The organism is Cellulomonas sp. Y8 (genome assembly GCF_008033115.1).
Taxonomy (GTDB): domain Bacteria; phylum Actinomycetota; class Actinomycetes; order Actinomycetales; family Cellulomonadaceae; genus Cellulomonas.
This window is the reverse complement of record NZ_CP041203.1, coordinates 2129763-2152696: the sequence shown is the minus strand read 5'-3', so window position 1 is coordinate 2152696 and position 22934 is coordinate 2129763. Positions and strand designations below refer to the sequence as shown.

At 74.3% G+C, this 22934-nt stretch carries 23 protein-coding genes and 1 pseudogene; 11 read left to right on the top strand and 13 right to left on the bottom strand.

Going from position 1 to position 22934, the window contains the following annotated elements; all coding sequences use genetic code 11:
• Window positions 1–107 precede the first annotated feature (107 nt).
• Genes murJ through FKM96_RS09810 form a run of 3 tightly spaced genes read right to left on the bottom strand, consistent with a single transcriptional unit; the run spans window position 108 to window position 4671 of the window.
• Window positions 108–1820 (bottom strand): murein biosynthesis integral membrane protein MurJ, encoded by a 1713-nt coding sequence (murJ, locus tag FKM96_RS09820; protein ID WP_147795074.1) that lies wholly within the window; start codon window positions 1818–1820, stop codon window positions 108–110.
• Window positions 1817–4126: a DUF6049 family protein gene (locus FKM96_RS09815; RefSeq protein WP_147795073.1), complete on the bottom strand. Its 2310-nt coding sequence runs from the start codon at window positions 4124–4126 to the stop codon at window positions 1817–1819. Before FKM96_RS09815 ends, murJ begins: the two co-directional genes overlap by 4 nt.
• A complete protein-coding gene (locus FKM96_RS09810; protein WP_147795072.1) occupies window positions 4123–4671 on the bottom strand; it encodes an NUDIX hydrolase in 549 nt (182 codons plus the stop codon). The genes FKM96_RS09815 and FKM96_RS09810 overlap by 4 nt, the downstream gene beginning before the upstream one ends.
• 242 nt (window positions 4672–4913) lie before the next feature.
• Here FKM96_RS09810 and FKM96_RS09805 point away from each other — a divergent pair, with 242 nt between their 5' ends.
• The gene (locus FKM96_RS09805; protein WP_246855366.1) at window positions 4914–6362 is read left to right on the top strand and encodes a CCA tRNA nucleotidyltransferase; all 1449 of its coding nucleotides are present in this window, start codon (window positions 4914–4916) and stop codon (window positions 6360–6362) included.
• A 12-nt stretch (window positions 6363–6374) separates the two neighbouring features.
• On the opposite strand, the gene FKM96_RS09800 is transcribed toward FKM96_RS09805, so the two are convergent.
• Complete coding sequence (locus FKM96_RS09800; protein ID WP_147795071.1) at window positions 6375–7670, bottom strand: MFS transporter; 1296 nt, start codon at window positions 7668–7670, stop codon at window positions 6375–6377.
• 61 nt (window positions 7671–7731) lie between these two features.
• Here FKM96_RS09800 and FKM96_RS09795 point away from each other — a divergent pair, with 61 nt between their 5' ends.
• The gene (locus FKM96_RS09795) at window positions 7732–8208 is read left to right on the top strand and encodes a hypothetical protein (RefSeq protein WP_147795070.1); all 477 of its coding nucleotides are present in this window, start codon (window positions 7732–7734) and stop codon (window positions 8206–8208) included.
• Between the two features lie 25 nt (window positions 8209–8233).
• On the opposite strand, the gene FKM96_RS09790 is transcribed toward FKM96_RS09795, so the two are convergent.
• The 4 genes from FKM96_RS09790 to FKM96_RS09775 form a co-directional block, all read right to left on the bottom strand.
• A complete protein-coding gene (locus FKM96_RS09790; protein ID WP_147795069.1) occupies window positions 8234–8806 on the bottom strand; it encodes a hypothetical protein in 573 nt (190 codons plus the stop codon).
• Entirely contained in the window at window positions 8803–9144 is a 342-nt protein-coding gene (locus tag FKM96_RS09785) for a DUF4333 domain-containing protein (RefSeq protein WP_168216940.1), read from the bottom strand. The genes FKM96_RS09790 and FKM96_RS09785 overlap by 4 nt, the downstream gene beginning before the upstream one ends.
• Window positions 9145–9244: 100 nt before the next feature.
• Complete coding sequence (locus FKM96_RS09780; protein ID WP_147795067.1) at window positions 9245–10339, bottom strand: inositol-3-phosphate synthase; 1095 nt, start codon at window positions 10337–10339, stop codon at window positions 9245–9247.
• Window positions 10336–10992 carry a PadR family transcriptional regulator gene (locus FKM96_RS09775; protein ID WP_147795066.1) on the bottom strand — a complete coding sequence of 219 codons (657 nt, stop codon included), beginning with the start codon at window positions 10990–10992 and terminating at the stop codon, window positions 10336–10338. Before FKM96_RS09775 ends, FKM96_RS09780 begins: the two co-directional genes overlap by 4 nt.
• Window positions 10993–11333: 341 nt before the next feature.
• On the opposite strand from FKM96_RS09775, the gene FKM96_RS09770 reads away from it, so the two are divergent.
• The 6 genes from FKM96_RS09770 (at window position 11334) to FKM96_RS09745 (ending at window position 16016) form a co-directional block, all read left to right on the top strand.
• Complete coding sequence (locus tag FKM96_RS09770) at window positions 11334–13700, top strand: transglycosylase domain-containing protein (RefSeq protein ID WP_147795065.1); 2367 nt, start codon at window positions 11334–11336, stop codon at window positions 13698–13700.
• Window positions 13701–13891: 191 nt separating this feature from the next.
• The gene (gene rpsF, locus FKM96_RS09765; protein ID WP_147795064.1) at window positions 13892–14185 is read left to right on the top strand and encodes a 30S ribosomal protein S6; all 294 of its coding nucleotides are present in this window, start codon (window positions 13892–13894) and stop codon (window positions 14183–14185) included.
• A 69-nt stretch (window positions 14186–14254) separates the two neighbouring features.
• Entirely contained in the window at window positions 14255–14794 is a 540-nt protein-coding gene (locus FKM96_RS09760) for a single-stranded DNA-binding protein (protein ID WP_147795063.1), read from the top strand.
• A 113-nt stretch (window positions 14795–14907) separates the two neighbouring features.
• A complete protein-coding gene (rpsR, locus tag FKM96_RS09755; protein ID WP_013772910.1) occupies window positions 14908–15144 on the top strand; it encodes a 30S ribosomal protein S18 in 237 nt (78 codons plus the stop codon).
• 14 nt (window positions 15145–15158) lie between these two features.
• Window positions 15159–15608 (top strand): 50S ribosomal protein L9, encoded by a 450-nt coding sequence (gene rplI / locus FKM96_RS09750; RefSeq protein WP_147795062.1) that lies wholly within the window; start codon window positions 15159–15161, stop codon window positions 15606–15608.
• Between the two features lie 132 nt (window positions 15609–15740).
• Window positions 15741–16016 (top strand): hypothetical protein, encoded by a 276-nt coding sequence (locus tag FKM96_RS09745; RefSeq protein WP_147795061.1) that lies wholly within the window; start codon window positions 15741–15743, stop codon window positions 16014–16016.
• A gap of 31 nt (window positions 16017–16047) precedes the next feature.
• Here FKM96_RS09745 and FKM96_RS09740 read toward each other — a convergent pair whose 3' ends face one another.
• Both FKM96_RS09740 and arsM read right to left on the bottom strand, forming a co-directional pair.
• Window positions 16048–16479, bottom strand: coding sequence for an arsenate reductase ArsC (locus FKM96_RS09740; RefSeq protein WP_147795060.1), 432 nt, complete (start codon window positions 16477–16479; stop codon window positions 16048–16050).
• Window positions 16476–17261, bottom strand: coding sequence for an arsenite methyltransferase (gene arsM / locus FKM96_RS09735; protein WP_147795059.1), 786 nt, complete (start codon window positions 17259–17261; stop codon window positions 16476–16478). The genes FKM96_RS09740 and arsM overlap by 4 nt, the downstream gene beginning before the upstream one ends.
• 101 nt (window positions 17262–17362) lie before the next feature.
• Between arsM and FKM96_RS09730 the strand changes: the two are divergent.
• Window positions 17363–17611: pseudogene (locus FKM96_RS09730) on the top strand (metalloregulator ArsR/SmtB family transcription factor); the annotation flags it as partial.
• A 143-nt stretch (window positions 17612–17754) separates the two neighbouring features.
• Here the strand turns inward: FKM96_RS09730 and FKM96_RS09725 are convergent.
• Window positions 17755–19071 carry an MATE family efflux transporter gene (locus tag FKM96_RS09725; protein WP_246855296.1) on the bottom strand — a complete coding sequence of 439 codons (1317 nt, stop codon included), beginning with the start codon at window positions 19069–19071 and terminating at the stop codon, window positions 17755–17757.
• 342 nt (window positions 19072–19413) lie between these two features.
• On the opposite strand from FKM96_RS09725, the gene dnaB reads away from it, so the two are divergent.
• Window positions 19414–20784: a replicative DNA helicase gene (gene dnaB / locus FKM96_RS09720; protein ID WP_147795057.1), complete on the top strand. Its 1371-nt coding sequence runs from the start codon at window positions 19414–19416 to the stop codon at window positions 20782–20784.
• A gap of 22 nt (window positions 20785–20806) precedes the next feature.
• On the opposite strand, the gene FKM96_RS09715 is transcribed toward dnaB, so the two are convergent.
• On the bottom strand, window positions 20807–21253 hold the full coding sequence (locus FKM96_RS09715; RefSeq protein WP_210417407.1) for a MarR family winged helix-turn-helix transcriptional regulator: 447 nt from the start codon (window positions 21251–21253) through the stop codon (window positions 20807–20809).
• An 87-nt stretch (window positions 21254–21340) separates the two neighbouring features.
• Here FKM96_RS09715 and FKM96_RS09710 point away from each other — a divergent pair, with 87 nt between their 5' ends.
• Window positions 21341–22222 carry an alpha/beta fold hydrolase gene (locus tag FKM96_RS09710; protein WP_147795056.1) on the top strand — a complete coding sequence of 294 codons (882 nt, stop codon included), beginning with the start codon at window positions 21341–21343 and terminating at the stop codon, window positions 22220–22222.
• Window positions 22223–22299: 77 nt separating this feature from the next.
• Here the strand turns inward: FKM96_RS09710 and FKM96_RS09705 are convergent, their stop codons facing one another.
• Window positions 22300–22902 (bottom strand): TetR/AcrR family transcriptional regulator, encoded by a 603-nt coding sequence (locus FKM96_RS09705; protein ID WP_147795055.1) that lies wholly within the window; start codon window positions 22900–22902, stop codon window positions 22300–22302.
• Window positions 22903–22934 lie beyond the last annotated feature (32 nt).

Sequence of the window (22934 nt, the reverse complement as noted above, 5' to 3'; positions counted from 1 at the left end):
CCCGGCCGGGTGGGGCCGAGGCTCCCCGTCATGCTAGACGGGCGGGCGGGTCCCGCGTCCGACGCGCGGCCGCCCGCGCACCGTCCCGCGGGGGCGCGCCCGACGGCTCACGACCGCCCGAGCCGCCGCAGCAGCGGGGCGGCGAGCGACCGCAGCTCGCGCACGCGCAGCAGGAGCAGGACGCCGACGTACACGGCCGACATGACCGCGGCGCCGAGCACGCAGGCCAGCACGGCGCGGCCCCAGGTGTCCACCGGGCCGAGCAGGGCGAGCAGGCCGAGGCCGGCGCCCGCGGCGAGCACCGCGCCGACCCCCGCCTTGAGGTGGAGCGCCAGCACACGCCGCCCGTCGATCCCGCCGAGACGCCGGTGCACGGACACGAGCGCCACGGCCGCGCCGACCGCGTAGGACACGGCCATCGAGAGGCAGGCCGCCGCGACCCAGTACCGGTCGTCGAGCGTGGCCCGCCCGAGCTCCGTGCCGCCGACGACCACGACCGCCATCAGCACCTGGACCGGCACCATCGACCGGGCGTCCTCGTAGGCGTAGTAGACGCGCTGGCACAGCGACCAGGCGCCGAACGCCACGAGGCCGAGGACGAGCGCGACCACCGTCGTCGCGAGCGCGTGCACCTCGGCGTCCGGCGACTCCGGGAACAGCGCCCGGCCGAGCGGGAACGCGAGGACCGCGATGCCCGTGGTGGCCAGCACGGTGAACACGCCGACCGTGCGCAGGCCCAGGGACAGGTCCGACCGGACCGCCGCGGTGTCGCCGGCCGCGGCGCGTCCCGACAGCCGGGTGAACAGCGCGGTCGCGAGCGACACGGTCACCAGCGAGTGCGGCAGCATGAAGATGAGGAAGGCCCGGTCGTAGACCGCGTTGCCCGCCGCGCCCTCCGTCGCCACGGAGCTCGCGACGACGCTGATCCGCCAGACGCCGACCTGACCGATCAGCAGCCCGAGGAACGTCCAGGTGGCGACCCGCCCCGCGCTGCCCAGGCCGGACCCGCGCAGACCCCACCGGGGCCGGTACCGGAACCCGCTTCGGTACAGCGGCACGAGGAGCACCAGCGCCTGCACGACGATGCCCAGGGTGGCGGCGCCGCCGAGGAGCGCGGTCTGGCCGGCGGTCCAGGAGCCGACGTCGGCGCCGGCGCTGTTCCGCCCGAACACCTGCGCGAGCACGAGCAGCCCGGCGATGAACACGACGTTGTTCACGACCGGCGCCCACATGTACGGCCCGAACGAGCCCCGCGCGTTGAGCACCTGACCCAGCAGCGAGTAGAGCCCGTAGAAGAACACCTGCGGGATGCACCAGAACGCGAGCGCGGTCGCGACGCGGGTGACCTCGGGGTCCGGGAACGAGGAGTAGAACGCCACGAAGAGGGGCGCGGCCGCGGTGAGCACGACCGTGAGCCCGCCGAGCAGCACGATGCCGACGGTGAGCAGGCGGTCGACGTACTGCTGCCCGTCGGCGCGCTGGTACGCGCGGACGACCTGCGGGACCAGCACCGCGTTGAGCACGCCGCCGGCGATCAGCAGGTACAGCGTGTTCGGGAGCTTGTTCGCGACCGAGAACGCGTTCGCGATGTGCCCGGTGACGCCGATGGCCCAGCCGAGCAGGGCGGTGTTGACGACGCCGAGCACCCGGGACGCCGCGGTGCCCGACGCCATGATGAGCGAGGACCGGCCGAGGCCCGGTGTGCGGACGGCGGTCCCGGCCGGGGCGCCGGTCCCGGCGTCCGTGCCGCCACCGGCCGTCGCGCCGGCCGCGGTGCCGTCCGGGTCGCCGGCGACCGGTCCGGTGGCGGGGGAGGTCATGGCTGGTCCTGTCGGTCGGGGGGCGCGGCCGCGGAGCGGTCGGCGGGGGAGTGCTCGGGCGCCGGCGCCGCGCCAGCCGGCGGGGGCGTCGCGTCGCCGTCGGCCGTCGCGTCCCGGACCACCCGGGCGCCGCGCCGCGTGGTCTGGCCGCGCCGCACGGTCCGCCAGATGCCGAACGCGAGCAGCAGGGCGAGCAGCACGCCGGCGACGATGCCGCCGACGCTCTCGATGGTCGGCGCGACCCGCGCGGAGAACTGCTGCGGCGTCGCGAGCTGGCGGCCCGTCTCGGACACCAGCGACACGTCGACCGTCACGTCGCAGTTGGCGCTGGCGCGCAGCGTCATCGTCACGGTGGTGTCGGCGTTCGGCGCGACCTCGGTGACCGGTGACCGCGCGGTGTCCAGGCAGGCCTTCTGCGGGCGCAGCTCGACCCGGACGCGCGCCGGCTGGTCCAGCTCGTTGCTCACGGCGACGCTGATCTGCGCGGAGCTGGAGATGACGGTGAACTGCTCGTTGAGCAGCACGTCGAGCCCGGACTGCCGCTGCTGCGACTCGGCGATGGCGTCGTTGATCGCCGTCGCCCGGCCGTCGGGGTCGTCGCGCCACGCGACCGCCAGCGGGGCCACGAGGTCGGCGTCCAGGCCGCGGAGCAGCGCGGCCGGGTCGGGGACGACCGCCGCGAACTCGCCCGCGGAGCGCCACTGCGCAGCCAGCGCGTTCACCCAGGCGGGGGTGAGCTCCGTGTCGGTGCGCTGCGACTCGGGCAGCGCGGCGCGCTCGGCGTCGTCCCCGTCCGCGCGGCCGGCGGCGTGCGCGGTGAGCATCTCGGCGACGGTGGCCGTCTCGACCCACGGTGCGGACCCCAGCGCGGCGAGCTGCGCCTGGGTGATCGCGGTCGAGGGCTGCCAGTCCCGCGGCGTCGTCGCCAGGACGTAGGTGCTGCGGGCGTCGTCGGACCGGGCCAGCACGGCGGTCTCCGCGAGCACGCGCTGCGCGGCGGTCGCGGCGGTGACGCCGGGCTGGGACGTCGCGGGGTCGGACAGCAGGTCGGACAGGGTCGGGTCCGGGACCAGGGCCGTCACGGAGCCGCCGGTGGTGTCCACCGTGGTGGGCGAGCTCGGCGCCTCGGACCCCCGCGCGGGCATGGCGTCGGGGCCGACGACCAGGGGCGTCCCGGGGTCGGACTGCGCCGCGCGGGCGGCCGTGACCTGGTCCGGCACGTCGTCCGCGGCCCAGAGGACCGGATCGGCGTCGGCCCACAGGTCGGCCTCGGACGTCGACGCGACGCCGCGGGCGAGGGCGAGCAGGTCGGCGGTGCCGTCGGCGGCGCCCGCGTGGGCCACCGCGGCGAGGTCGGGGTCCGCCCACGGGAGCCGCAGGACCTCGCGGTCCTCGGCCGCGCCGGTCAGCGCCGTGAGCCAGGCCTGGTCCGCCCGGGTCCCGGCCGCGGCGCCGTCGACGAGCGCGGGGTCGACCGCCCAGGACACGAACGGGTGGTCGGCCGTGGCCTGCAGCAGCTTGCTGAGCCGGCCGCCCGCGGCGGTGAGGGCGGTGAGGCGGTCGTCGGTGCCCGCCGTGTCGCCGCCCTGCTCCGTGGCGTCGTCGGAGGACGGGGACGGCGAAGGGCTCGGGCCGCTCGCCGCGTCGTCGCCGGCGTCGTCCGTCGCGTCGTCCACCGACGGGTCGGTCGCGGGTCCGACCACGGCGGACAGCACGCCGACGTGCGCGCTGGGCAGCTCGTCCGCGGAGTCCCACAGCAGGTAGCTGCGGTCCAGCCCGACGCGGCTGCGCCCGTCGCCGACGTCGAGCGTGATCCCGCGCGGGCCCCAGGCGTCCTCGGTGCGGAGCAGGCCGATGCTCTCGGCGGGCACCGTCACCTGCACCGTCGTGGTGGCGCCGGGCCCGAGCGGGGCGTCGAGCGTGGTCGTGGCGGCGACGTCGCCGATCGGGCTGGAGTCGCCGGCGTCGGCCCAGGCGGCGACCTGCTCCCGCGTGGACATCCGGTAGCGGTAGATGCGCACCGACGCGCGGGGCTGCTCGACGACCTCGTCGCCGTCGTTGCGCAGCGTGGCGGTCACCGTCAGGTCGTCGCCCGGTTCGAGCACCTGGGGCGCGACGGCGGTGATCGCGACGGACAGCGGCAGGTCGTCCGTCGAGGGGGCGGCGGGGGCCGGCACGCCCGCCGGGCCCGCGGCGGGGACCACGGCCGACCCGAGCGCGGGGGCGCCGGACAGCGCGACCACGCAGGCGGCCAGGACCGCCGCCGTGACCGCTCGTGCGCGCCCCGCCGTGCCGCGCAGCCTCATGCCTCGCCGACGAGGACCACGTGCGCGGCCTCGGCCAGTCGTCGCTCGTTGGGGTAGGCGAGGCGCCCGGGCAGGTCCACCACCGGTACCCACGCCACGTCCTCCGCCTCGCCGTCCGGGTCGTCCTCGACGGTCAGCTCGCCGCCGACCGCCCCGAGGAGATAGTGGTGCACCATCTTGTGCACGCGGCGGTCGTCCCCGGTGAACCAGTAGTCGATGACGCCGAGCCGGCGCACGATGCGGCCGACGATGCCGGTCTCCTCGGCGATCTCGCGGACCGCGGCCTGCTCCGGCGTCTCCTCGCCCTCGAGGTGCCCCTTCGGCAGGCACCACTCGAGGCGGCCGGCGCGGTTGCGGCGCGCGATCACCGCGGCGACGTGCAGCCCGCCGTCCAGCCGCACGACGAGGCCGCCGGCGGAGGTCTCCTCGACGACGGGCAGGTGCGGGTGCCGCGTGCGCGTCGACCGGGGGTCGATCCGCAGCGCGTGACCGCCCGGCGGCGCGGGGACGCCCTGCGGGGGCAGGGCGCGCGCGTGCTCAGGCATGCAGGCCACTGTAACGACTCCGTCACGGGCGCCGGACGGACTCGGCGTGGAGGACCTGTGCGCGCCGACCGGCGGCGGAGCGTCCCGGGACCTCCGCGTCGGCGGGCGGCGGCCCGGATCTGGCAGGCTTGGGCGTCGTGCCGTCCGACGACCTGACCCCCCGCACCGCGCCCGACCCCACCCCGGACGCGGGGACCGGTGCCGCCCCGGCGGGCGCAGGCTCCGCCGTCGACGCCGACGCGCTGCTCGCGCTGCAGAAGCGCGCGCTCGGCGTGATCGCGGGCCTCGCGCCGGCGGCGCTGGAGCTCGGCGACCTCTTCCAGGCGGCGGGGCACGAGCTCGCCCTGGTGGGTGGGCCGGTGCGGGACGCGTTCCTCGGCCGGCCGAGCGCCGACCTCGACTTCACGACGTCCGCGACCCCCGACGAGACCGAGCGGATCCTCGCGGCGTGGGGCGACGCGCACTGGGACATCGGGCGGGCGTTCGGCACCATCGGCGCGCGGCGGCACGGGCGCCGCGGCGCGGAGGACGTCGTAGTCGAGGTGACCACCTACCGCACCGACGCGTACGACCCGTCCTCCCGGAAGCCGGAGGTCGCGTTCGGGGACTCGCTCGAGGGCGACCTGTCCCGCCGCGACTTCACGGTGAACTCCATGGCGATCCGGCTGCCGGAGCTCACCTTCGTCGACCCGTTCGAGGGCCTGCGCGACCTGGCGCGCGGCGTGCTGCGCACCCCCGTCGACCCCCGGCAGTCGTTCGACGACGACCCGCTGCGCATGCTGCGGGCCGCGCGGTTCGCCGCGCAGCTCGGGTTCCACGTGGAACCGGCGACGCTCGCGGCCGCGACGGACATGGCGGACCGGCTGGCGATCGTCTCGGCGGAGCGGGTCCGTGACGAGCTGGTCAAGCTGCTGATGTCCCGGCAGCCCCGACCCGGCCTGCGCGTCCTCGTCGACACCGGCCTCGCGGAGCACGCGCTCCCGGAGCTGCCGGCCCTGCGGCTCGAGATCGACGAGCACCACCGGCACAAGGACGTGTACGAGCACTCGCTCACCGTGCTGGACAAGGCGATCGCCCTGGAGACCGGTCCCGACGGCCCGGTGCCCGGTCCGGACCTCGTGCTGCGCCTCGCCGCGCTGCTGCACGACATCGGCAAGCCCGCGACCCGCCGGTTCGAGTCCGGCGGCGGCGTCTCGTTCCACCACCACGAGGTCGTCGGCGCCAAGCTCGTCGCGAAGCGGCTCCGCGCGCTGCACTTCGACAAGGCGACCGTCCAGGCAGTCGCGCGCCTGACCGAGCTGCACCTGCGGTTCCACGGCTACGGCGAGGGCGCCTGGACCGACTCGGCGGTGCGGCGCTACGTCACCGACGCCGGCCCGCTGCTGGAGCGGCTGCACCGGCTGACCCGGTCCGACTGCACCACCCGGAACGTGCGGAAGGCCCGCCGGCTGTCCGAGGCGTACGACGACCTCGAGGAGCGGATCGCGCGGCTCGCCGAGGCGGAGGAGCTGGCGTCGATCCGGCCCGACCTGGACGGCACGCAGATCATGGCGGCCCTGGGCATCGGCCCGGGCCGCGAGGTCGGCGAGGCGTACAAGCACCTGCTCGAGCTGCGCATGGAGCACGGCCCGCTGGGGGAGCAGCGCGCCCGCGCCGAGCTCGAGTCGTGGTGGGCGGCCCGGCAGGCCTGACCGGGCGGGCGGTCAGGCGGTGACCGGGACCTCGGCCGGCTCCGTGGCGCGGGTGCGGTAGACCGCGGCGGTCGCGAGGTAGGCGACCGCGATCAGCGCGAAGACCCCGCGGGACCAGCCGGTGTCCGGCAGCGCGACCGCGGCCAGCGCCGCCGCGCCGACGAACGCGGCGTTGTAGAGGACGTCGTAGAGCGCGAACGCCCGGCCCCGGAACTCGTCGGCGGTGTCCCGCTGCACGATCGTGTCGACGGCGATCTTGGCTCCCTGCGCCGCCAGGCCCAGCACGAACGACCCGGCCAGCACGGCGGGGTAGGCGACCGTGATCGCGAGCAGCGCCTGGGTCGCGGCGGCGAGGACCAGGCAGATCGAGATCCAGCCCTGCGGGCCGACGAGCGGTGACACGATCGGCGTCGCGACGATGGCCAGGGCGAAGCCGGCGCCGGTGACGGCGGCCACGGTGCTGAACGTGACCAGTCCCGCCCGCGCGTCGCCGGGGTCCGACAGCAGGTTGCGCGAGATGAGCAGGCTCGCGATGAACACCGCGCCGTAGAGGAACCGGTGCACCGCCATCACGCCGAGGGCGCGGGCGGGGGTGCCGCGGCGGACCAGGTACCGGGCGCCGCCGACGAGCCCGCGGGCCAGGGTCCCCAGCGCGCGGCGCATCTCGGAGGCGTCGGCGCGGGCGTCCGGTCCCAGCAGGTCCTTCCCGAGCCGGGTGGCCACCAGCGAGGCCGTCGTCATCAGCACCCCCGCGAGCACCAGCGACGCGACGTCGCGGGTGGTGCCGGACGGCAGGACGAGCCCGAGCAGGAACCCGATGCCCCAGCCGACGCCGGACGACACCGTGCCGAGCGTCGGGGTGATCGAGTTGGCGGTGAGCAGCAGCGGACCCGCGACGACCCGCGGCTGGGAGGCGGACAGCGCCGACAGCAGGAACCGGTTGACCGACAGCGTCACGAGGGCCAGCACGTACACGGCCGGCCCGACCCCCGCCGTCGCCATCACCAGCGCGGTCAGCAGGGTCAGCCCGGTGCGCACCAGGTTGCCGACCAGCAGCACCTGCCGACGGCGCCACCGGTCGAGCAGGACGCCCGCCCACGGCCCGACGACGGTGAACGGCAGCAGCAGCACCGCGAACGCCGCGGCCACGCCGGTCGCGGTCGTCGCGTTCTCGGGCGAGAAGAAGAACAGCGTCGCGAGCCCCGCCTGGAACAGGCCGTCGGCGCACTGGCTGACCAGGCGGACCGTGAGGAGCCGCCGGAAGTCCACGAGGGGCCAGAGCTGCTTCAGATCGGAGACCACCTGCACCGGCTCAGGCTATCCGGGTGGCCGACCTAGACTCGACGGAGCCCCGGAACCGAGGAGACGCATGACCACCGATCCCCAGGACGCCGCCCCGCTGCCCGAGGGCTGGCACCTGATCCCGCCGGAGACGCTCGGCACGCCGGGCATCGCGTTCGCCGCCGCGCACGAGACCCCCGACGCGGGCTTCACCGCCAACGTCACCGTGGGCGTGCAGCGCTCGGCCGACCCCGGGCTGGTCGTCGCGCTGGGCGCCGAGGCGGTGCGGGCGATCGAGGCCACCGAGCAGGAGGTCGTGGTCGTGCGTCGCGAGCAGCAGGGCGAGTCAGCGGTCGCCCAGGAGGTGCACTTCACCACCACGGTCGACGGCGGCGCGGTGCCGATGACGCAGGTGCAGGAGTTCGCGGCCGTGCCCGTGGGGGACGGCGGCCCCGACCGGGTGTGGACGGTGTCGGCCACCGCGACCCGGGCGCAGGCCGAGGCGCTCGCCGACGGGCTGGCGACGCTGCTCGACCAGCTGCGGGCGGAGATCGCGGGGTCCTGACGCCGGCTGTCGGGCCGGCGTCGGGTCAGCCGAGCCGGCCCGTCGCCAGCCCCCACAGGATCGAGGCCAGCGTGACCAGGGCCCCGGCCCCGCCGACGACGCCGAGCACGAGGCCGACCTTCGCCGGGGTGTTCCACCGCTCCGACCAGCCGAGGGTCGTCGCGGGCTCCCGGATCATCCGCTGGCCCTCGGACGCCCGGAACACGTAGTCGACGACCACCTCCGGCTTCCTGGTCTCCGTGCCGACGCCGATCGTCTTCTCGAACGAGTGCTCCCACACCACCCGGCCGGTGACCCGCCGCTTCTCCCCGGACGCGACCAGGCGCGGGACCCGCCCACCCGCGACGTCCGCGCCGACGTGCCAGCGCACGTCGTACAGGTCGTCGAGGATCTCGTACCGCCTGCGCGCCTCGTCGAGCGTGACCCGGTGCTGCACGACGCGCTTCCGGCCGGCCGTGCTCAGCAGGCCGTACCAGCGCGCCTCCGCCAGCCGGATGCGCAGGTCGAAGCCGTCCTCGGTGCCGACCAGCTCGTACGGGGTCCCCGCGACGCGCGAGGCGACGGCGCGGCGCAGCTCGGACGCCGCGGCGCCGGTCACGAGGCCGCGCGCTCGTCCACGACCACGTCGAGCTCGAGGTCGCGGCCCTCCACGGCGGTCGCCGTCACGGTCGCGCCGACAGCGTCCTCGTCGACGGTGACCGAGCAGCGCACCTCGGCGCCCACCTCCGGGAGCAGGGGCTCAGGGCAGTCGATCGCCTCGGGCGCCCGGCCGAGGCGGTCCTCGAGCACCGCGTCGACCCGGGCCTCGACCTCGGAGCGGGACAGACCGGCGTCGCCGGTCGCCCGGACGGACACCGAGCACCCGGCGGTCGCGAGCGCGAGGCAGGCGACGGCGGGGACGACGGCGACGGGCGCGCTGAGCAGTCGGGCAGTCACGGCCGACCATCCTGGCACGCGCGGCGGCGGCCCGGACGCGACGAGGCCCCGGTGACGCGGACGTCACCGGGGCCTCGGGCTCGATCAGGTGATCAGCAGATCAGCGCTCGATCTCGCCGCGGATGAACTTCTCCACGAGCTCCCGGCCGTGCTGGTCCTCGTGCTGGACCGGCGGGGACTTCATGAAGTAGGTCGACGCCGACAGGATCGGGCCGCCGATGCCGCGGTCCAGCGCGATCTTCGCGGCGCGGACGGCGTCGATGATGATGCCGGCGGAGTTCGGGGAGTCCCAGACCTCGAGCTTGTACTCGAGGTTCAGGGGCACCTCGCCGAACGCGCGACCCTCGAGGCGGACGTACGCCCACTTGCGGTCGTCGAGCCAGGCGACGTAGTCCGACGGGCCGATGTGGACGTTGCGGTCGTCCTTCTTGCCGGCCAGCGGGCCGTCCTCGAGGTTCGAGGTGACGGCCTGCGTCTTCGAGATCTTCTTGGACTCCAGGCGCTCGCGCTCGAGCATGTTCTTGAAGTCCATGTTGCCGCCGACGTTCAGCTGGTACGTGCGGTCCAGGATGACGCCGCGGTCCTCGAACAGGCGGGCGAGCACGCGGTGCGTGATGGTCGCGCCGACCTGGGACTTGATGTCGTCGCCGACGATCGGCACGCCGGCCGCCTCGAACTTCGCCGCCAACTCCGGGTCGGAGGCGATGAACACCGGCAGCGCGTTGACGAAGGCCACGCCCGCGTCGATCGCGGCCTGCGCGTAGAACTTGTCGGCCTCCTCGGAGCCCACCGGCAGGTAGGAGACGAGGACGTCCACCTTCGCGTCCTTGAGCGCCTGGACGACGTCGACCGGCTCCGCGTCGGACACCTCGATCGTCTGCGCGTAGTACTTGCCGACGCCGTCGAGGGTCGGGCCGCGCTGGACGGTCACGCCGAGCGGCGGGACGTCGGCGATCTTGATGGTGTTGTTCTCGGACGCGACGATCGCCTCCGACAGGTCGAAGCCGACCTTCTTGGCGTCGACGTCGAACGCCAGGACGAACTCCAGGTCGGAGACGTGGTAGTCGCCGAACTGCACGTGCATGAGGCCCGGGACCTTGGTGCTCGGGTCGGCGTCGGCGTAGTAGTGCACGCCCTGGACAAGCGACGAGGCGCAGTTGCCCACGCCCGCGATCGCAACGCGGATGGCGGTCATCCTCGCTCCTTCTGAGGGGTTGGTGCCGCGACGATGGAGTCATCCTCGACAGCGTTCGTGCGGGCGTCGGCCGGCCGGCCGGCGCCGCGGGGACGGGCGCCGCGGTTGCTGCGCTCGTGGTCGATGAGGTCGTCGAGCCAGCGGACCTCGCGCTCGACCTGCTCGAGCCCGTGGCGCTGCAGCTCGAGGGTGTACTCGTCCATGCGGACGCGGGTGCGGGACACGGAGTCCTTGATCAGCTCCAGGCGCTCCGTCATCCGGGTGCGCCGGCCCTCGAGGATCCGCAGCCGGGTCTCGGCGTCGGTCTGCCCGAAGAACGCGAACCGGAACCCGAAGTTCTCGTCCTCCCACGCGGCGGGGCCGGAGGAGGCCAGCACGTGCTGGAACTGCTCCTTGCCCTCGGCCGTGAGCTGGTAGACGATCCGGGCCCGCTTGCCGGCCAGCCCGTGGGCCGGGGCCTGCTGCGGGTCGGACCCGGCGATGAGGCCGCGCGCCACCAGCGACTTGAGCGCCGGGTACAGCGACCCGTAGGACAGCGCGCGGAACGAGCCGAGCAGGAGGTTGAGCCGCTTGCGCAGCTCGTACCCGTGCATCGGGGAGTCGTGCAGCAGCCCGAGGATGGCCGACTCGAGCACGTCGGAACGTCCGCGCACCGTGGCCTCCCTTCCCGCTGTCCGCGCACCGATGTATCGAACTGATACATCGGGGAGGGTAGGACGAAGCGGGTGATCCGGGCAACACCTCGGGCTCGTCCGGCGTGGCGGGGCGGTGCACGGCGGTTCGGCGCGCAGGTCACGTGCCCGGCGGGCGCGCGGCTGCCAGGATGCTCATCGGGCCGGGAAGCCGGGCGGGGGGCCTCGTGGCGATCGTGTGCAGGTCGCCGGGAGGGGCTGTCCGCCCGCGGGCGGCGCACGGCCGCTCGCGCATACTGATCCGGGCCCGGACGGCTCCCTGCCGCCGGCCCTCCCCCAGCAGTCCACAGGAAGGCAGTGCCGTGGCAGGCTCGAACCGACGGTCCGCGGCGTCCGCCGCACGCGGTACCGCCGCGTCCGGCGGACGGCGGCGGTTCATCGACTACCCCCGGCGGGGCTACCGCGGTCTGCACCGCTGGCTGCCGTCGTGGCGGTTCGTCGTCGGGTCCGTCATCGGCTTCGTCTTCCTGTGCCTCGGGCTCGGCGTCGCCGCGTACGCGCTCACCGACGTGCCGGCGCCGGACGAGTTCGTCGAGGCGCAGAAGTCGACCGTGCTCTACGCCGACGGGTCGCCGATGGGCACGTTCCCCGGTCCGAACCGCACCATCGTCGAGTACGAGTCGCTGCCCGAGTTCATGGGCCAGGCCGTGGTGTCGGCCGAGGACCGCACGTTCTTCGAGAACCAGGGCATCTCCGTCACGGGCATGGCCCGCGCGTTCATCAACAACGTGCGCGGCGGCGCGACGCAGGGCGGGTCGACCCTCACCCAGCAGTACGTCGAGCGGTACTACGTCGGCCAGACCACGACGGGCTACGTCGGCAAGGCCAAGGAGGCGCTGCTCGCGATCAAGATCGCGCAGTCGGAGACCAAGGAGCAGATCCTCGGGCGCTACCTCAACACGATCTACTTCGGCCGGGACGCGTACGGCGTCGAGGCCGCGTCGCAGGCGTACTTCGGCCACCCGTCGGCGGACCTCACGGTGTCCGAGGCGGCGCTCCTGGCCGGCGTCATCCCCTCGCCGAACAACTGGGACCCCGCCGTCAGCCCGGAGAAGGCGCAGCAGCGCTGGGAGTACGTCCTCGACGGCATGGTCCGCGACGGCTACCTCACGCAGGCCGACCGGGACGCGCAGACGTTCCCGGCCATCGTCGAGTACCAGCGCAACGAGACCTACGGCGGCACGACCGGCTACCTGCTGCAGTACGTGAAGCGCGAGCTCACGGCGACCGGGTCGATCACCGACGAGATGATCAGCTCGGGCGGCCTGACGATCACGACGACGATCGACCCCGCGGTGCAGGGGAACGCGGTGGCCGCGGTGCAGAGCATGCGGGACGGCGGCCTGTCCGACGGCGAGCTCCCGTCCGCCGCGCTCAAGGTCGGCCTCGTCTCGATCGACCCGGCGACCGGCGGCATCGTCTCGCTGTACGGCGGTTCCGACTTCCTCGCCGACCAGATCGACCGCGCGAGCCGCGACGCCATCCAGGGTGGCTCGACGTTCAAGCCGTTCACGCTGATCGCGGCCCTCGAGAACGGGATCCCGCTGAGCAAGCGGTACTCGGGCGTCTCCCCGCAGGAGTTCGGCGACTGGAAGGTCAACAACTTCAGCGGCCAGGACTTCGGCAACATCGATCTGGTCAAGGCGACCGAGCAGTCCGTGAACACGGTCTACGCCCAGGTCAACCTCGAGGTCGGTCCCGAGAAGACCGCCGACGTCGCGACGAGAGCCGGCGTCACCACGCCGGTGTCGTCCGTCGACTCGAACGTGCTCGGCGCCGACGCCGTGCGACCGATCGACATGGCGTCCGCCTACGCGACCATCGCGGCGCAGGGGGTGTACCACAAGCCGTTCATGGTGGCGCAGGCCGTCTACCCCGACGGGGACGTCGCCTACGCGGGGCAGACCCAGCCGGTGCAGACGTTCGACGCCGGGGTCATGGCCGACACGACCTACGCGATGACCCAGGTGGTCCAGAAGGGTTCCGCGGAGAAGTACGTCAGCCCGCTGGACCGGCCGATCGCCGGCAAGACGGGGACCTCCCAGGAGAACAAGTCGGCCTGGTTCGTCGGCTTCACCCCGCAGATCGTCACCGCGGTCGGGCTCAGCCAGGTGGGCGAGAACGGCAAGGACCAGGTCACGATCACGCCGTGGGGCGGTGTCAAGGAGGTCACCGGCGGCACGTACCCGTCCGAGCTCTGGGCCGCCTACATGAAGCCGGTCTTCGAGCTGCCGCAGTACGCCGCCGTGGTCGACTTCCCCAAGCGGGCGAACGTCAACGGCGCCGCCGTGCCGACCTCCGAGCCGACCACGTCGGCGCCCGTCGAGACCCAGGCGCCCGAGCCCGAGCAGCCGACGACCGTCGCGGTGCCGTCCGGCCTCACCGGGCAGCTGTCGGGAGACGCGCAGGCCGCGCTCCAGAACGCCGGGCTCGTGCCCTCCGTCGCGGAGGAGTTCAACGCGGCGACGGCCGGCACGGTCCTGGGCGTGAGCCCGGGGGAGGGATCGCAGGTGGCCCCCGGGTCGACCGTGACCCTCCGCGTCTCCAAGGGCCCCCAGCCGCAGCCGCAGCCGACGCAGCAGCCGACCGGGCAGCCCGGCAACAACGGGCAGGCCGGGAACAACGGCCAGGCCGGGGGCAACGCCGGGAACCCCGGCACCGGCGGCTGACCGCCGCTGCACTACCAGGACCCACGCCGTCCACCCGGGCGCGCGACCCCGAGGGGTCGCGCGACCGGGTAGACTGGTGTGCTGCTGTGCCCGACCGACCGTCGCCATCGACGGACGCGCCCGGGGCAGCGACGCAACGACACCCTCCTGCCACGGAACGACCGTGGCCGCCGAGACCAGAGGAGGTGGGTATGAGCCTGCGTCAGTACGAGATCATGATCATCCTCGACCCCAGCATCGACGAGCGCACCGTCGCCCCGTCGCTCGACAAGTACCTGTCGGTCGTCAAGACCGACGGCGGCTCCGTCGACAACGTGGACATCTGGGGCCGTCGCCGCCTGGCGTACGACATCAAGAAGAAGTCCGAGGGCATCTACGCCGTCGTCGACTTCTCCTCGACGTCGGACACCGCCAAGGAGCTGGACCGTCAGCTGGGCCTGAACGAGGTCGTCCTGCGCACGAAGGTCCTCCGCAAGGAGTCCTGACGCGTCAGACCGCGCGCGTACCGTGCGGGACACCCCTTCGACGAGCATCGACGAGAACGAGGAGCTGGCATGGCTGGTGACACCACCATCACGGTGATCGGGAACCTGACCGCCGACCCGGAGCTGCGGTTCACGCCGTCCGGCGCCGCGGTCGCGAACTTCACCGTGGCGTCCACGCCGCGCACGTTCGACCGCCAGAGCAACGAGTGGAAGGACGGCGACACGCTGTTCCTCCGCTGCTCGATCTGGCGGGAGGCGGCGGAGAACGTCGCCGAGTCGCTCACCAAGGGCACCCGCGTGATCGTCAGCGGCCGCCTCGTCCAGCGGTCCTACGAGACCCGCGAGGGCGAGAAGCGCACCGTCTACGAGCTGCAGGTCGACGAGGTCGGCCCCTCGCTCCGCTACGCCTCGGCCAAGGTCACCCGGACCCAGCGGTCCGGTGGTGGCGGCGGCGGGTTCGGCGGCGGCGGTGGGGGCGGCTTCAACGGCGGCGGCGGCGGCGGTGGCGGGTTCAACGGCGGCGGCCAGTCCGCGCAGCAGGACGACCCGTGGGCCACGCCCGCGGGCGGCGGCGGCGCGGGTGGCTACTCCGACGAGCCCCCGTTCTGATCGAGCACCGCTGACCGCCAGGTCGGCACCGGCGCCGCGCGCGCCATCACGAACATCCCATCCCGGGGCATGGCAACGCCCCGGGCTCCGTACGTAGAACAAGGAGCACCACGATGGCCAAGGCCGTTGTCCGGAAGCCCAAGAAGAAGCAGAACCCGCTCAAGGCGGCGAAGATCGAGTCGGTCGACTACAAGGACACCGCCCTGCTGCGGAAGTTCATCTCCGACCGCGGGAAGATCCGCGCCCGCCGCGTGACCGGCGTGTCCGTCCAGGAGCAGCGCGCGATCGCGCGGGCCGTGAAGAACGCCCGCGAGATGGCGCTCCTGCCGTACTCGTCGTCGGCTCGCTGAGAAGGAGCAACAAGATGGCCAAGCTCATCCTGACCCACGAGGTCACGGGCCTCGGCGCTCCCGGCGACGTCGTCGACGTCAAGGACGGGTACGCCCGCAACTACCTCGTCCCGCGTGGTCTCGCGACCGCGTGGAGCAAGGGCGCGGAGAAGGAGATCACGGCGATCCGCCGTGCTCGCAAGACCCGCGAGATCGCGACCCTCGACGAGGCGCGCGCCGTGCGCGACTCGCTGCAGGGCAACCCGGTCACCGTGGCGGCGAAGTCCGGGGACGCCGGCCGCCTCTTCGGTGCGGTCACGACCGCCGAGATCGCCGACGCGGTCAAGGCCGCCGGCGGCCCGTCGATCGACCGCCGCAAGATCGAGGTCGCGCAGCCGATCAAGGCGACCGGCGAGTACGCGGTGCAGGTCCGCCTGCACCCGGAGGTCTCCGCGAAGCTGACCGTCAAGGTCGTCGCGGCCTGACGCCACGCGCCAGCGCGTACCGCGCCCCCGTCCCGGTCCCCGGGGCGGGGGCGCGGTCGTTCCCGGGGTCGGGCGAGGATCTCCGTCCCGCGGCGGAGGCGACCGGGGGTGCGGGCCGCCTACCGTCGAGGCATGGCTGATCAGCCCGAGCCCACGAACCCGCCGCAGCCGGAGCCCGTGTCCGACGACACGCAGGCCCGCGTCGCCTACCTGCCCATCGGGCTCGTGTTCCTCGTCCTCGGGTTCTCCGGGCTGTTCAACGACAGCCTGCGGTACGGGGCGATCGCGTTCCTGCCCGTCGGGTTCGTCTTCCTGGTCCTGGCGCTGCAGGGGCGGACGGGCGACGACGCGGGGAGCGGCGACGCGGGCCAGGGCCCGAGCGACGCAGACCGCCCGCCGGCCGGCTGACGCCCACGGCGCCGCGGGACCGCCCCTCGGGTCAGGCCCGGGCGAGCGGACCCGCCTGCGGCACGCCCAGCGACGCCAGGAGCGCCGCGACGCGCCCGCGGATCTCGTCCCGCACGCCGCGCACCATCGCCAGGTCCTGGCCGGCCGGGTCCTCGAGCACCCAGTCCTCGTACCGCGTCCCGGGGTAGTACGGGCACGCGTCGCCGCAGCCCATCGTCACCACGACATCGGACGCCTGCACGGCCTCGGGGGTGAGGACCTTGGGCCGCTCGGTCGCCAGGTCGATCCCGAGCTCGGCCATCGCCTCGACGGCCACGGGGTTGACCCGGTCCGCGGGCGCGGACCCGGCGGAGCGCACCTCGACCGCGCCCCCGGACAGCGACGCGAGCAGGCCCGCGGCCATCTGCGAGCGTCCGGCGTTGTGCACGCAGACGAACAGGACGCTGGGGCGGTGGTCGGTCATCGGTTCTCCTCGGTGGTCGGCGCGGCGGCCGGCTTGGTGGCGCGCACGAGGGCGCCGTGCATGCCGTCGGCGACGGCGTGGGTCGGGGCCACGTCGGCCTCCACGAACCCGGCCGCCGCCAGGAGCCCGAGGTACTCGCCCTGGGACAGGGCGCCCGCGATGCAGCCGACGTACGAGCCCCGCTCGGCGCGCTGGTCGGGTGTGAGCCGGTCCTCCGCCACGACGTCCGAGATGCCGAGGCGGCCGCCCGGTGCGAGCACGCGGAACGCCTCGGCCAGCACGCGCGGCTTGTCGGGGGACAGGTTGACGACGCAGTTCGAGATCACGACGTCGACCGACGCGTCCGGGAGCGGCAGGTCCTCGATGGTGCCGCGGTGGAACGCCACGTTGGTCGCGCCGGCGCGCGCGGCGTTGTCCCGGGCGAGCTCGAGCATCTCGTCCGTCATGTCCACCCCGTGGGCGAACCCGGTCGGGCCGACGCGCCGCGCGGACAGCAGCACGTCGATGCCGCCCCCGGACCCGAGGTCGAGCACGCGCTCGCCGGGGCGGAGGTCGGCGACCGCCACCGGGTTGCCGCAGCCGAGCGAGGCGAGCTGCGCCTCGACGGGGATGCCCGCCAGCGCCGTCGCGTCGTAGAGGGAGGCACCGAACCCGGTCTCCGCGGCGTCCGTGCCGCAGCCCCCGCCGCAGCAGTCCTGGGCGGGGGTCGCGGTCGCCGCGAGGGTCACCGACGTGGCGGCCTCCGCGTACCGGCGGCGGACCTCGTCGCGCACGTCGCCCATCGGTCGTCTCCTCGCATCGAAGGTTGTCGATGTGATCGTGACGCGCGCCGCCCTGCCTGTCAACCATCGACATCGATCGATGTCTGTTGCACGATGGTCCGATGGTCACCGCGACGCCCGCCTTGCTGCCGCTCGCCACGGACGGCTGCTGCGGCCCGGGCGGAGCGCCCGCGCTCGACGAGCCCGGCGCGCACGACCTCGCGCGCCGGCTGAAGGCGCTCGCCGACCCCACCCGGCTCCGGCTGCTGTCGATCATCGCCGCGCACGACGGGGGAGAGGCGTGCGTGTGCGATCTCACCGAGCCCGTCGGGCTCTCCCAGCCGACCGTCTCGCACCACCTGAAGCAGCTCGTGGACGCGGGCCTGGTGACCCGGGACAAGCGCGGGGTCTGGGCCTACTACGCGCTCCCGGCCGGGTGCGCTGGACGACGTCACGGCCGCGCTCGCGGCGGCGGTCCCGGGGCGCTGACCCCGGAGCGCCCCACCCGGGCGCCTCAGGCCCCGGTGACCATCCACGTGTCGCGTCGCGCCCGCAGCCCGGTCGTCACGGCCCGCGCGAGCATGAACACCCCCGCGAACGCCGCCCAGAGCCAGGCGAGCCCGGCCCAGCCGTCCGGCGCCCAGGCCCGCACCGCCAGGGCGAACGGCACGTAGACCGCGAGCGTCACCATCCCGGCCGCGGCGAGGAACCGGCCGTCGCCGGCGCCGATGAGCACGCCGTCGAGCACGAACACCCAGCCGGCCATGGGCATGAGGACCGCCGCGACCGCCAGGCTCAGGGTCACTGCGTGCCGCACGTCCGGGTCCGAGGTGAACAGCGCCGACAGCCACCAGCCGAGCCGGCCGGTCAGCACCCCGAGCACGACGCCCGCACCGACGCCCCAGGCGAGCGTGCGGCGCAGCAGCGCGCGCACCAACCCCGTGTCGCCGGCGCCGAGGGCGTGCCCGATGAGCGCCTGCGCGGCGATCGCGAGCGCGTCCAGGGCGAACGCCACGAAGCCCCAGACCGCGTTGACGACCTGGTGCCCGGCCAGGGCGACCGGGCCGAGGCCCGTGGCGACCCACACGGTCAGCAGGATCGCCGCGCGCAGCGACAGGGTCCGCAGCAGCAGCGGGGTGCCGGTGCGGACACCGGCGAGGATGCCGCCGGGCGCCGGCCGCAGCGAGGACCCGGCCGCCCGCGCGCCCCGGACCACGACCACGACGAGCGCCACGCCCATCGCGACCTGCGTGGCCGCGGTGCCCGCGCCCGAGCCGGCGATGCCGAGGTGCAGGCCGTAGACGAGCACGACGTTGAGCACGGCGTTGACCGCCGCGCCGACCCCGGCGACCACCAGGGGCGTCCTCGTGTCCTGCAGCCCGCGCAGCGCCCCGGTGGCGGCGAGCACGACCAGCATCCCCGGCAGCCCCGGGGCGGACGCGCGCAGGTAGAGCACGGCCTGGTGCGCGACGTCCCCGGTCGCGCCGAGCGCCCCGACCGCCCAGGGCGCCACCAGCATCGCGACCGCCGCCAGGACCACGCCCAGGCCGGCCGCGAGCCAGAGCCCGTCGACGCCGACCTGCAGCGCGCCGGTACGGTCGCCCGCGCCGAGCCTCCGGGCGACGACCGCCGTGGTCGCGTACGCGAGGAAGACGCACAGGCCGACGACGGTCACCAGGAGCGTCGAGGCGAGCGACAGCCCCGCGAGCTCGGTCGTCCCCAGACGTCCGACGATGGCCGAGTCGACCAGCACGAACAGCGGCTCGGCCACCAGCGCGCCCAGCGCGGGCACGGCGAGGCCGAGGATCTGGCGGTCGACGGTGGACGGCACCTGTCCGAGGCGTGAAATGGTGGCCAACTTCTTCCCGTCCACATGGGTTCACGGTGTTTGCGCCGGTGAGAACGCCCTGATCACAGGCGTGCCCGGCTTCATCCACACCTGTGTCCACGACCTGTGGACATCTCACGGTGCGTGTCCACAGCCTTCCACAACCCTGTCCCCACCCCCTGTGGACGTCTCGCTCGACGGACCGTCCCCCGGGGTCCTAACCTCGCGTCGGCGCGCGCACCGGACACGGTCGCCCGCCCTCCGCCGACGTGTCGGAGGGCGGTGCTAGAACGGGTGTTCGACGGCAGTCGCCGGGGGACGAGCGAAGGTGGGGCGGGCAGCAGCGTGACGATCGAGGAGCTCGAGTACGGGGCCCCCGCGGGCCAGGGCCGCGCGGCGTTCGACCGGACCCCGCCGCAGGACCTCGACGCCGAGCAGAGCGTGCTCGGCGGCATGATGATCTCGAAGGACGCCATCGCGGACGTCGTCGAGGAGATCCGCGGCAGCGACTTCTACCGCCCGGCGCACGAGGCGATCTACGACGCGGTCCTCGACCTGTACGGCCGCGGCGAGCCCGCCGACGCCGTCACCGTCGCGGACGAGCTGACCAAGCGCGGCGAGATCGGTCGCGTCGGCGGCGTGCCGTACCTGCACACCCTCATCTCGATGGTGCCGACCGCGGCCAACGCCGGCTACTACGCCCGCATCGTCCGGGAGCGCGCCGTGCTGCGCCGCCTCGTCGAGGCCGGCACCCGCATCGTGCAGCTCGGCTACGCGACCGACGGCGGCGACGTCGAGGAGATCGTCAACAACGCCCAGGCCGAGGTCTACGCGGTCAGCGACCGCCGCACCACCGAGGACTACCACCGCCTCGGCGAGGTCGTCGCCGGCACCCTGGACGAGATCGAGTCCGCCGGGCACCGCGGCGAGGGCATGGTGGGCGTGCCGACCGGCTTCGCCGACCTCGACCGCCTGACGAACGGCCTGCACCCGGGCCAGATGATCGTCATCGCGGCCCGCCCCGCCATCGGCAAGTCGACGCTCGCGCTGGACTTCGCGCGCGCCGCGTCGATCAAGCACCAGCAGGCGTCCGTCGTCTTCTCGCTCGAGATGAGCCGCTCCGAGATCACCATGCGTCTGCTGTCCGCCGAGGGCCGCGTGCCCCTGCAGAAGATGCGCAACGGCTCGATGGGCGACGACGACTGGCAGAAGCTCGCGCAGATCCAGGGCAAGCTCACCGAGGCGCCGCTGTTCATCGACGACTCGCCCAACATGTCGCTCATGGAGATCCGGGCGAAGTGCCGGCGGCTCAAGCAGAAGCACGACCTCAAGCTCGTGATCATCGACTACCTGCAGCTGATGTCGTCCGGCAAGCGCGTCGAGTCGCGCCAGCAGGAGGTCTCGGAGTTCTCGCGTGCGCTCAAGCTGCTCGCCAAGGAGCTCGAGGTGCCGGTCATCGCGCTGTCGCAGCTGAACCGTGGTCCCGAGCAGCGCACCGACAAGAAGCCCGCGATGTCCGACCTGCGTGAGTCCGGCTCCATCGAGCAGGACGCCGACATGGTCATCCTGCTGCACCGCGAGGACGCGTACGAGCGGGAGTCGCCGCGCGCGGGCGAGGCCGACCTGATCGTGGCCAAGCACCGTAACGGCCCGACCGACGTCATCACCGTGGCGTTCCAGGGGCACTACTCGCGGTTCGTGGACATGCAGGCCTGAGCAGCAGCAGCCCTGCGGGACGTCAGCCGGCGCCGTCGGGACGTCCGCCGGGGAGGTGCCGGAGCGCCTCCTCCACGACCTCGGCGGTGCCCGGCTCGAGTCCCGCCACCCAGCGGTCGCGGAGCACGTCGAACCGGGCGGCCCCGATCGCGGTCATCTCGTCGCCGCGGGCGGTGACGCGCAGCCGCTTGAGCCGGGCGTCGGCGGGGTCGTCGACGCGTTCGACGTAGCCGAGCTGTTCGAGCGTCGCGACCGTCTTCGCGGCCGCCTGCCGGGTCGTCCCGAGCCGACGGCCGAGCGCGGCGGCGCTGTCGGCGCCGTCGGCGACCGCGACGAGGGCGAACTCGAGCGTGGCGGTCACGCCGGGGTGCCCGCGCTCCGCCAGGTGGTCCACGACGTCGTCGACCATCGACTCGAACCCGCCGAGCAGCAGGAGGGCGAGCTGGACTCCGCGGGTGGGTTCGGGCACGACTCGAGCCTAGGCGGCACGCCCACCGTTGACAACGTGGTTGTCCATCTCCAAGATGACAACCACGTTGTCAACCAGGGAGGCGTCATGTCCGCCACGTCCGCACCCGCCGACCCCGCCGGCGTCCAGCACCACCGCGCCGAGCTCGGCGGCACCACGCTGCACTACGTCACGGCCGGCATGGACGGCCCGCCCGTCGTGCTGGTGCACGGGTTCCCCGAGTCCTGGTGGGCCTTCCACCGCGTCATCCCGCTGCTCGCCGCGGATCACCGCGTGACCGCGGTGGACCTGCGCGGCTTCGGGGACTCGACGGTCACCGACGACGCGTTCACCAGCGACGTCGCCGCCGACGACCTGCACGCGCTCGTCCAGCACCTCGGCCTCGGGCCCGTCCACCTGCTGGGGCAGGACGTCGCGGGGGGCACGGTCCTGCGGCTGGCGACCCGGCACCCCGAGGACGTGGCGTCGCTGGTCGCCGTCGAGATGGGCCTCGCCGGGTACGGCCTCGAGGCCTTCGCCGACGTGACGCACGGCGGGTCCTGGCACATCGGCGCGCTCGCGGCGCCCGGGGTGCCGGAGCTGCTGCTCGCCGGGAGGGAGCGCGCCCTGCTCGACTGGTGGTTCGGCGCGATGACGACGGTCGCGGGCGCGGTCACCGACTCCGACCTCGAGGAGCTCGCGCGCGGCTTCGCGCGTCCCGGGGGCTGGCGAGGCGCGGCCGGGCTCTACCGGTCGGTGCTCTCCGAGGGGGAGGAGAACCGGGCGCTGGCGGCCGCGCACCCGATCGCCGTCCCGGTGCTGGCGGTCGGCGGCTCCGGCGGCGGCTTCACCGCCGCGACGCTGCGGCAGGTCGTGCGGGGCGAGGTCCGGTCGGTGGTCGTCGACGACGTGGGGCACCACGTCGCGCTCGAGGCACCGCGGGCGCTCGCGGACGCGGTGCTGCCGTTCCTCCGGGACGTCGACGCCTGAGCACGGGGTGCCACCGGCCCGGACCCGGCGAACCGGGTCCGGACCGGCGCCGTGGGGGCGCCCACGGCGCCGGCGGCTCAGGCCGGGCTGCTGCCGGTGCCCGCGCCGGCGAGCACGGCGCGCGCGGTGTCCAGGGTCCGCGCCGCCTCCTCCGGGTTGACCCGGACGAGGGCGAACGCGGATATCACCAGGCCGACGCAGACGTCGGACAGCGTGCGTCGCGCGTCCGCCGGCAGGTGCGGGAGCCGAGCCCGGACGCCCGCGGCCATCGCTGTGCGCAGCTCGGTGGCGTACGCCTCGACGACCGCGGCGACGCCGTCCTCGTGCCCGATCGGCGCGTTGGCCGAGTTGACGAGCAGGCAGCCGCTGGTCGCCGGGAGCGTGCCACCGCGGAGCAGGGCGTCGCGGAGCCCGAGCAGGTAGTCGTCCAGCGCGCCGGGGGCGACGTCGTCCCCGGCGAGCGGGCGCAGGCGTGGCCGGATGACCTCGTCCAGGTAGCTGTCGACGGCGGCGTCGAACAGCCCTCGCTTGGAAGTGAAGGCGTGGTAGATGCTCGATCGGCTGAGACCGGTGGCCCGCTCCAGGTCGGGCAGCGCCGTGGCCTCGTACCCGCGCTCCCAGAACACCGCCCTCGCGGCGCGGACCGCCTCCGCGGTGTCGAACGCCTGGTTGCGCCCCATGGGATCCCTCCGGTGTGCGGACCGAGGGGTCC

Bases quoted from the DNA above. Each gene is read 5' to 3' on its own strand.
- FKM96_RS09760 (WP_147795063.1), top strand. From the start codon at position 14,255: ATGGCTGGTGACACCACCATCACGGTGATCGGGAACCTGACCGCCGAC.
- murJ (WP_147795074.1), bottom strand. From the start codon at position 1,820: ATGACCTCCCCCGCCACCGGACCGGTCGCCGGCGACCCGGACGGCACC.
- rpsF (WP_147795064.1), top strand. From the start codon at position 13,892: ATGAGCCTGCGTCAGTACGAGATCATGATCATCCTCGACCCCAGCATC.
- rpsR (WP_013772910.1), top strand. From the start codon at position 14,908: ATGGCCAAGGCCGTTGTCCGGAAGCCCAAGAAGAAGCAGAACCCGCTC.
- arsM (WP_147795059.1), bottom strand. From the start codon at position 17,261: ATGGGCGACGTGCGCGACGAGGTCCGCCGCCGGTACGCGGAGGCCGCC.
- FKM96_RS09740 (WP_147795060.1), bottom strand. From the start codon at position 16,479: ATGACCGACCACCGCCCCAGCGTCCTGTTCGTCTGCGTGCACAACGCC.
- rplI (WP_147795062.1), top strand. From the start codon at position 15,159: ATGGCCAAGCTCATCCTGACCCACGAGGTCACGGGCCTCGGCGCTCCC.
- FKM96_RS09795 (WP_147795070.1), top strand. From the start codon at position 7,732: ATGACCACCGATCCCCAGGACGCCGCCCCGCTGCCCGAGGGCTGGCAC.
- FKM96_RS09780 (WP_147795067.1), bottom strand. From the start codon at position 10,339: ATGACCGCCATCCGCGTTGCGATCGCGGGCGTGGGCAACTGCGCCTCG.
- FKM96_RS09705 (WP_147795055.1), bottom strand. From the start codon at position 22,902: ATGGGGCGCAACCAGGCGTTCGACACCGCGGAGGCGGTCCGCGCCGCG.
- FKM96_RS09810 (WP_147795072.1), bottom strand. From the start codon at position 4,671: ATGCCTGAGCACGCGCGCGCCCTGCCCCCGCAGGGCGTCCCCGCGCCG.
- FKM96_RS09745 (WP_147795061.1), top strand. From the start codon at position 15,741: ATGGCTGATCAGCCCGAGCCCACGAACCCGCCGCAGCCGGAGCCCGTG.
- FKM96_RS09815 (WP_147795073.1), bottom strand. From the start codon at position 4,126: ATGAGGCTGCGCGGCACGGCGGGGCGCGCACGAGCGGTCACGGCGGCG.
- FKM96_RS09710 (WP_147795056.1), top strand. From the start codon at position 21,341: ATGTCCGCCACGTCCGCACCCGCCGACCCCGCCGGCGTCCAGCACCAC.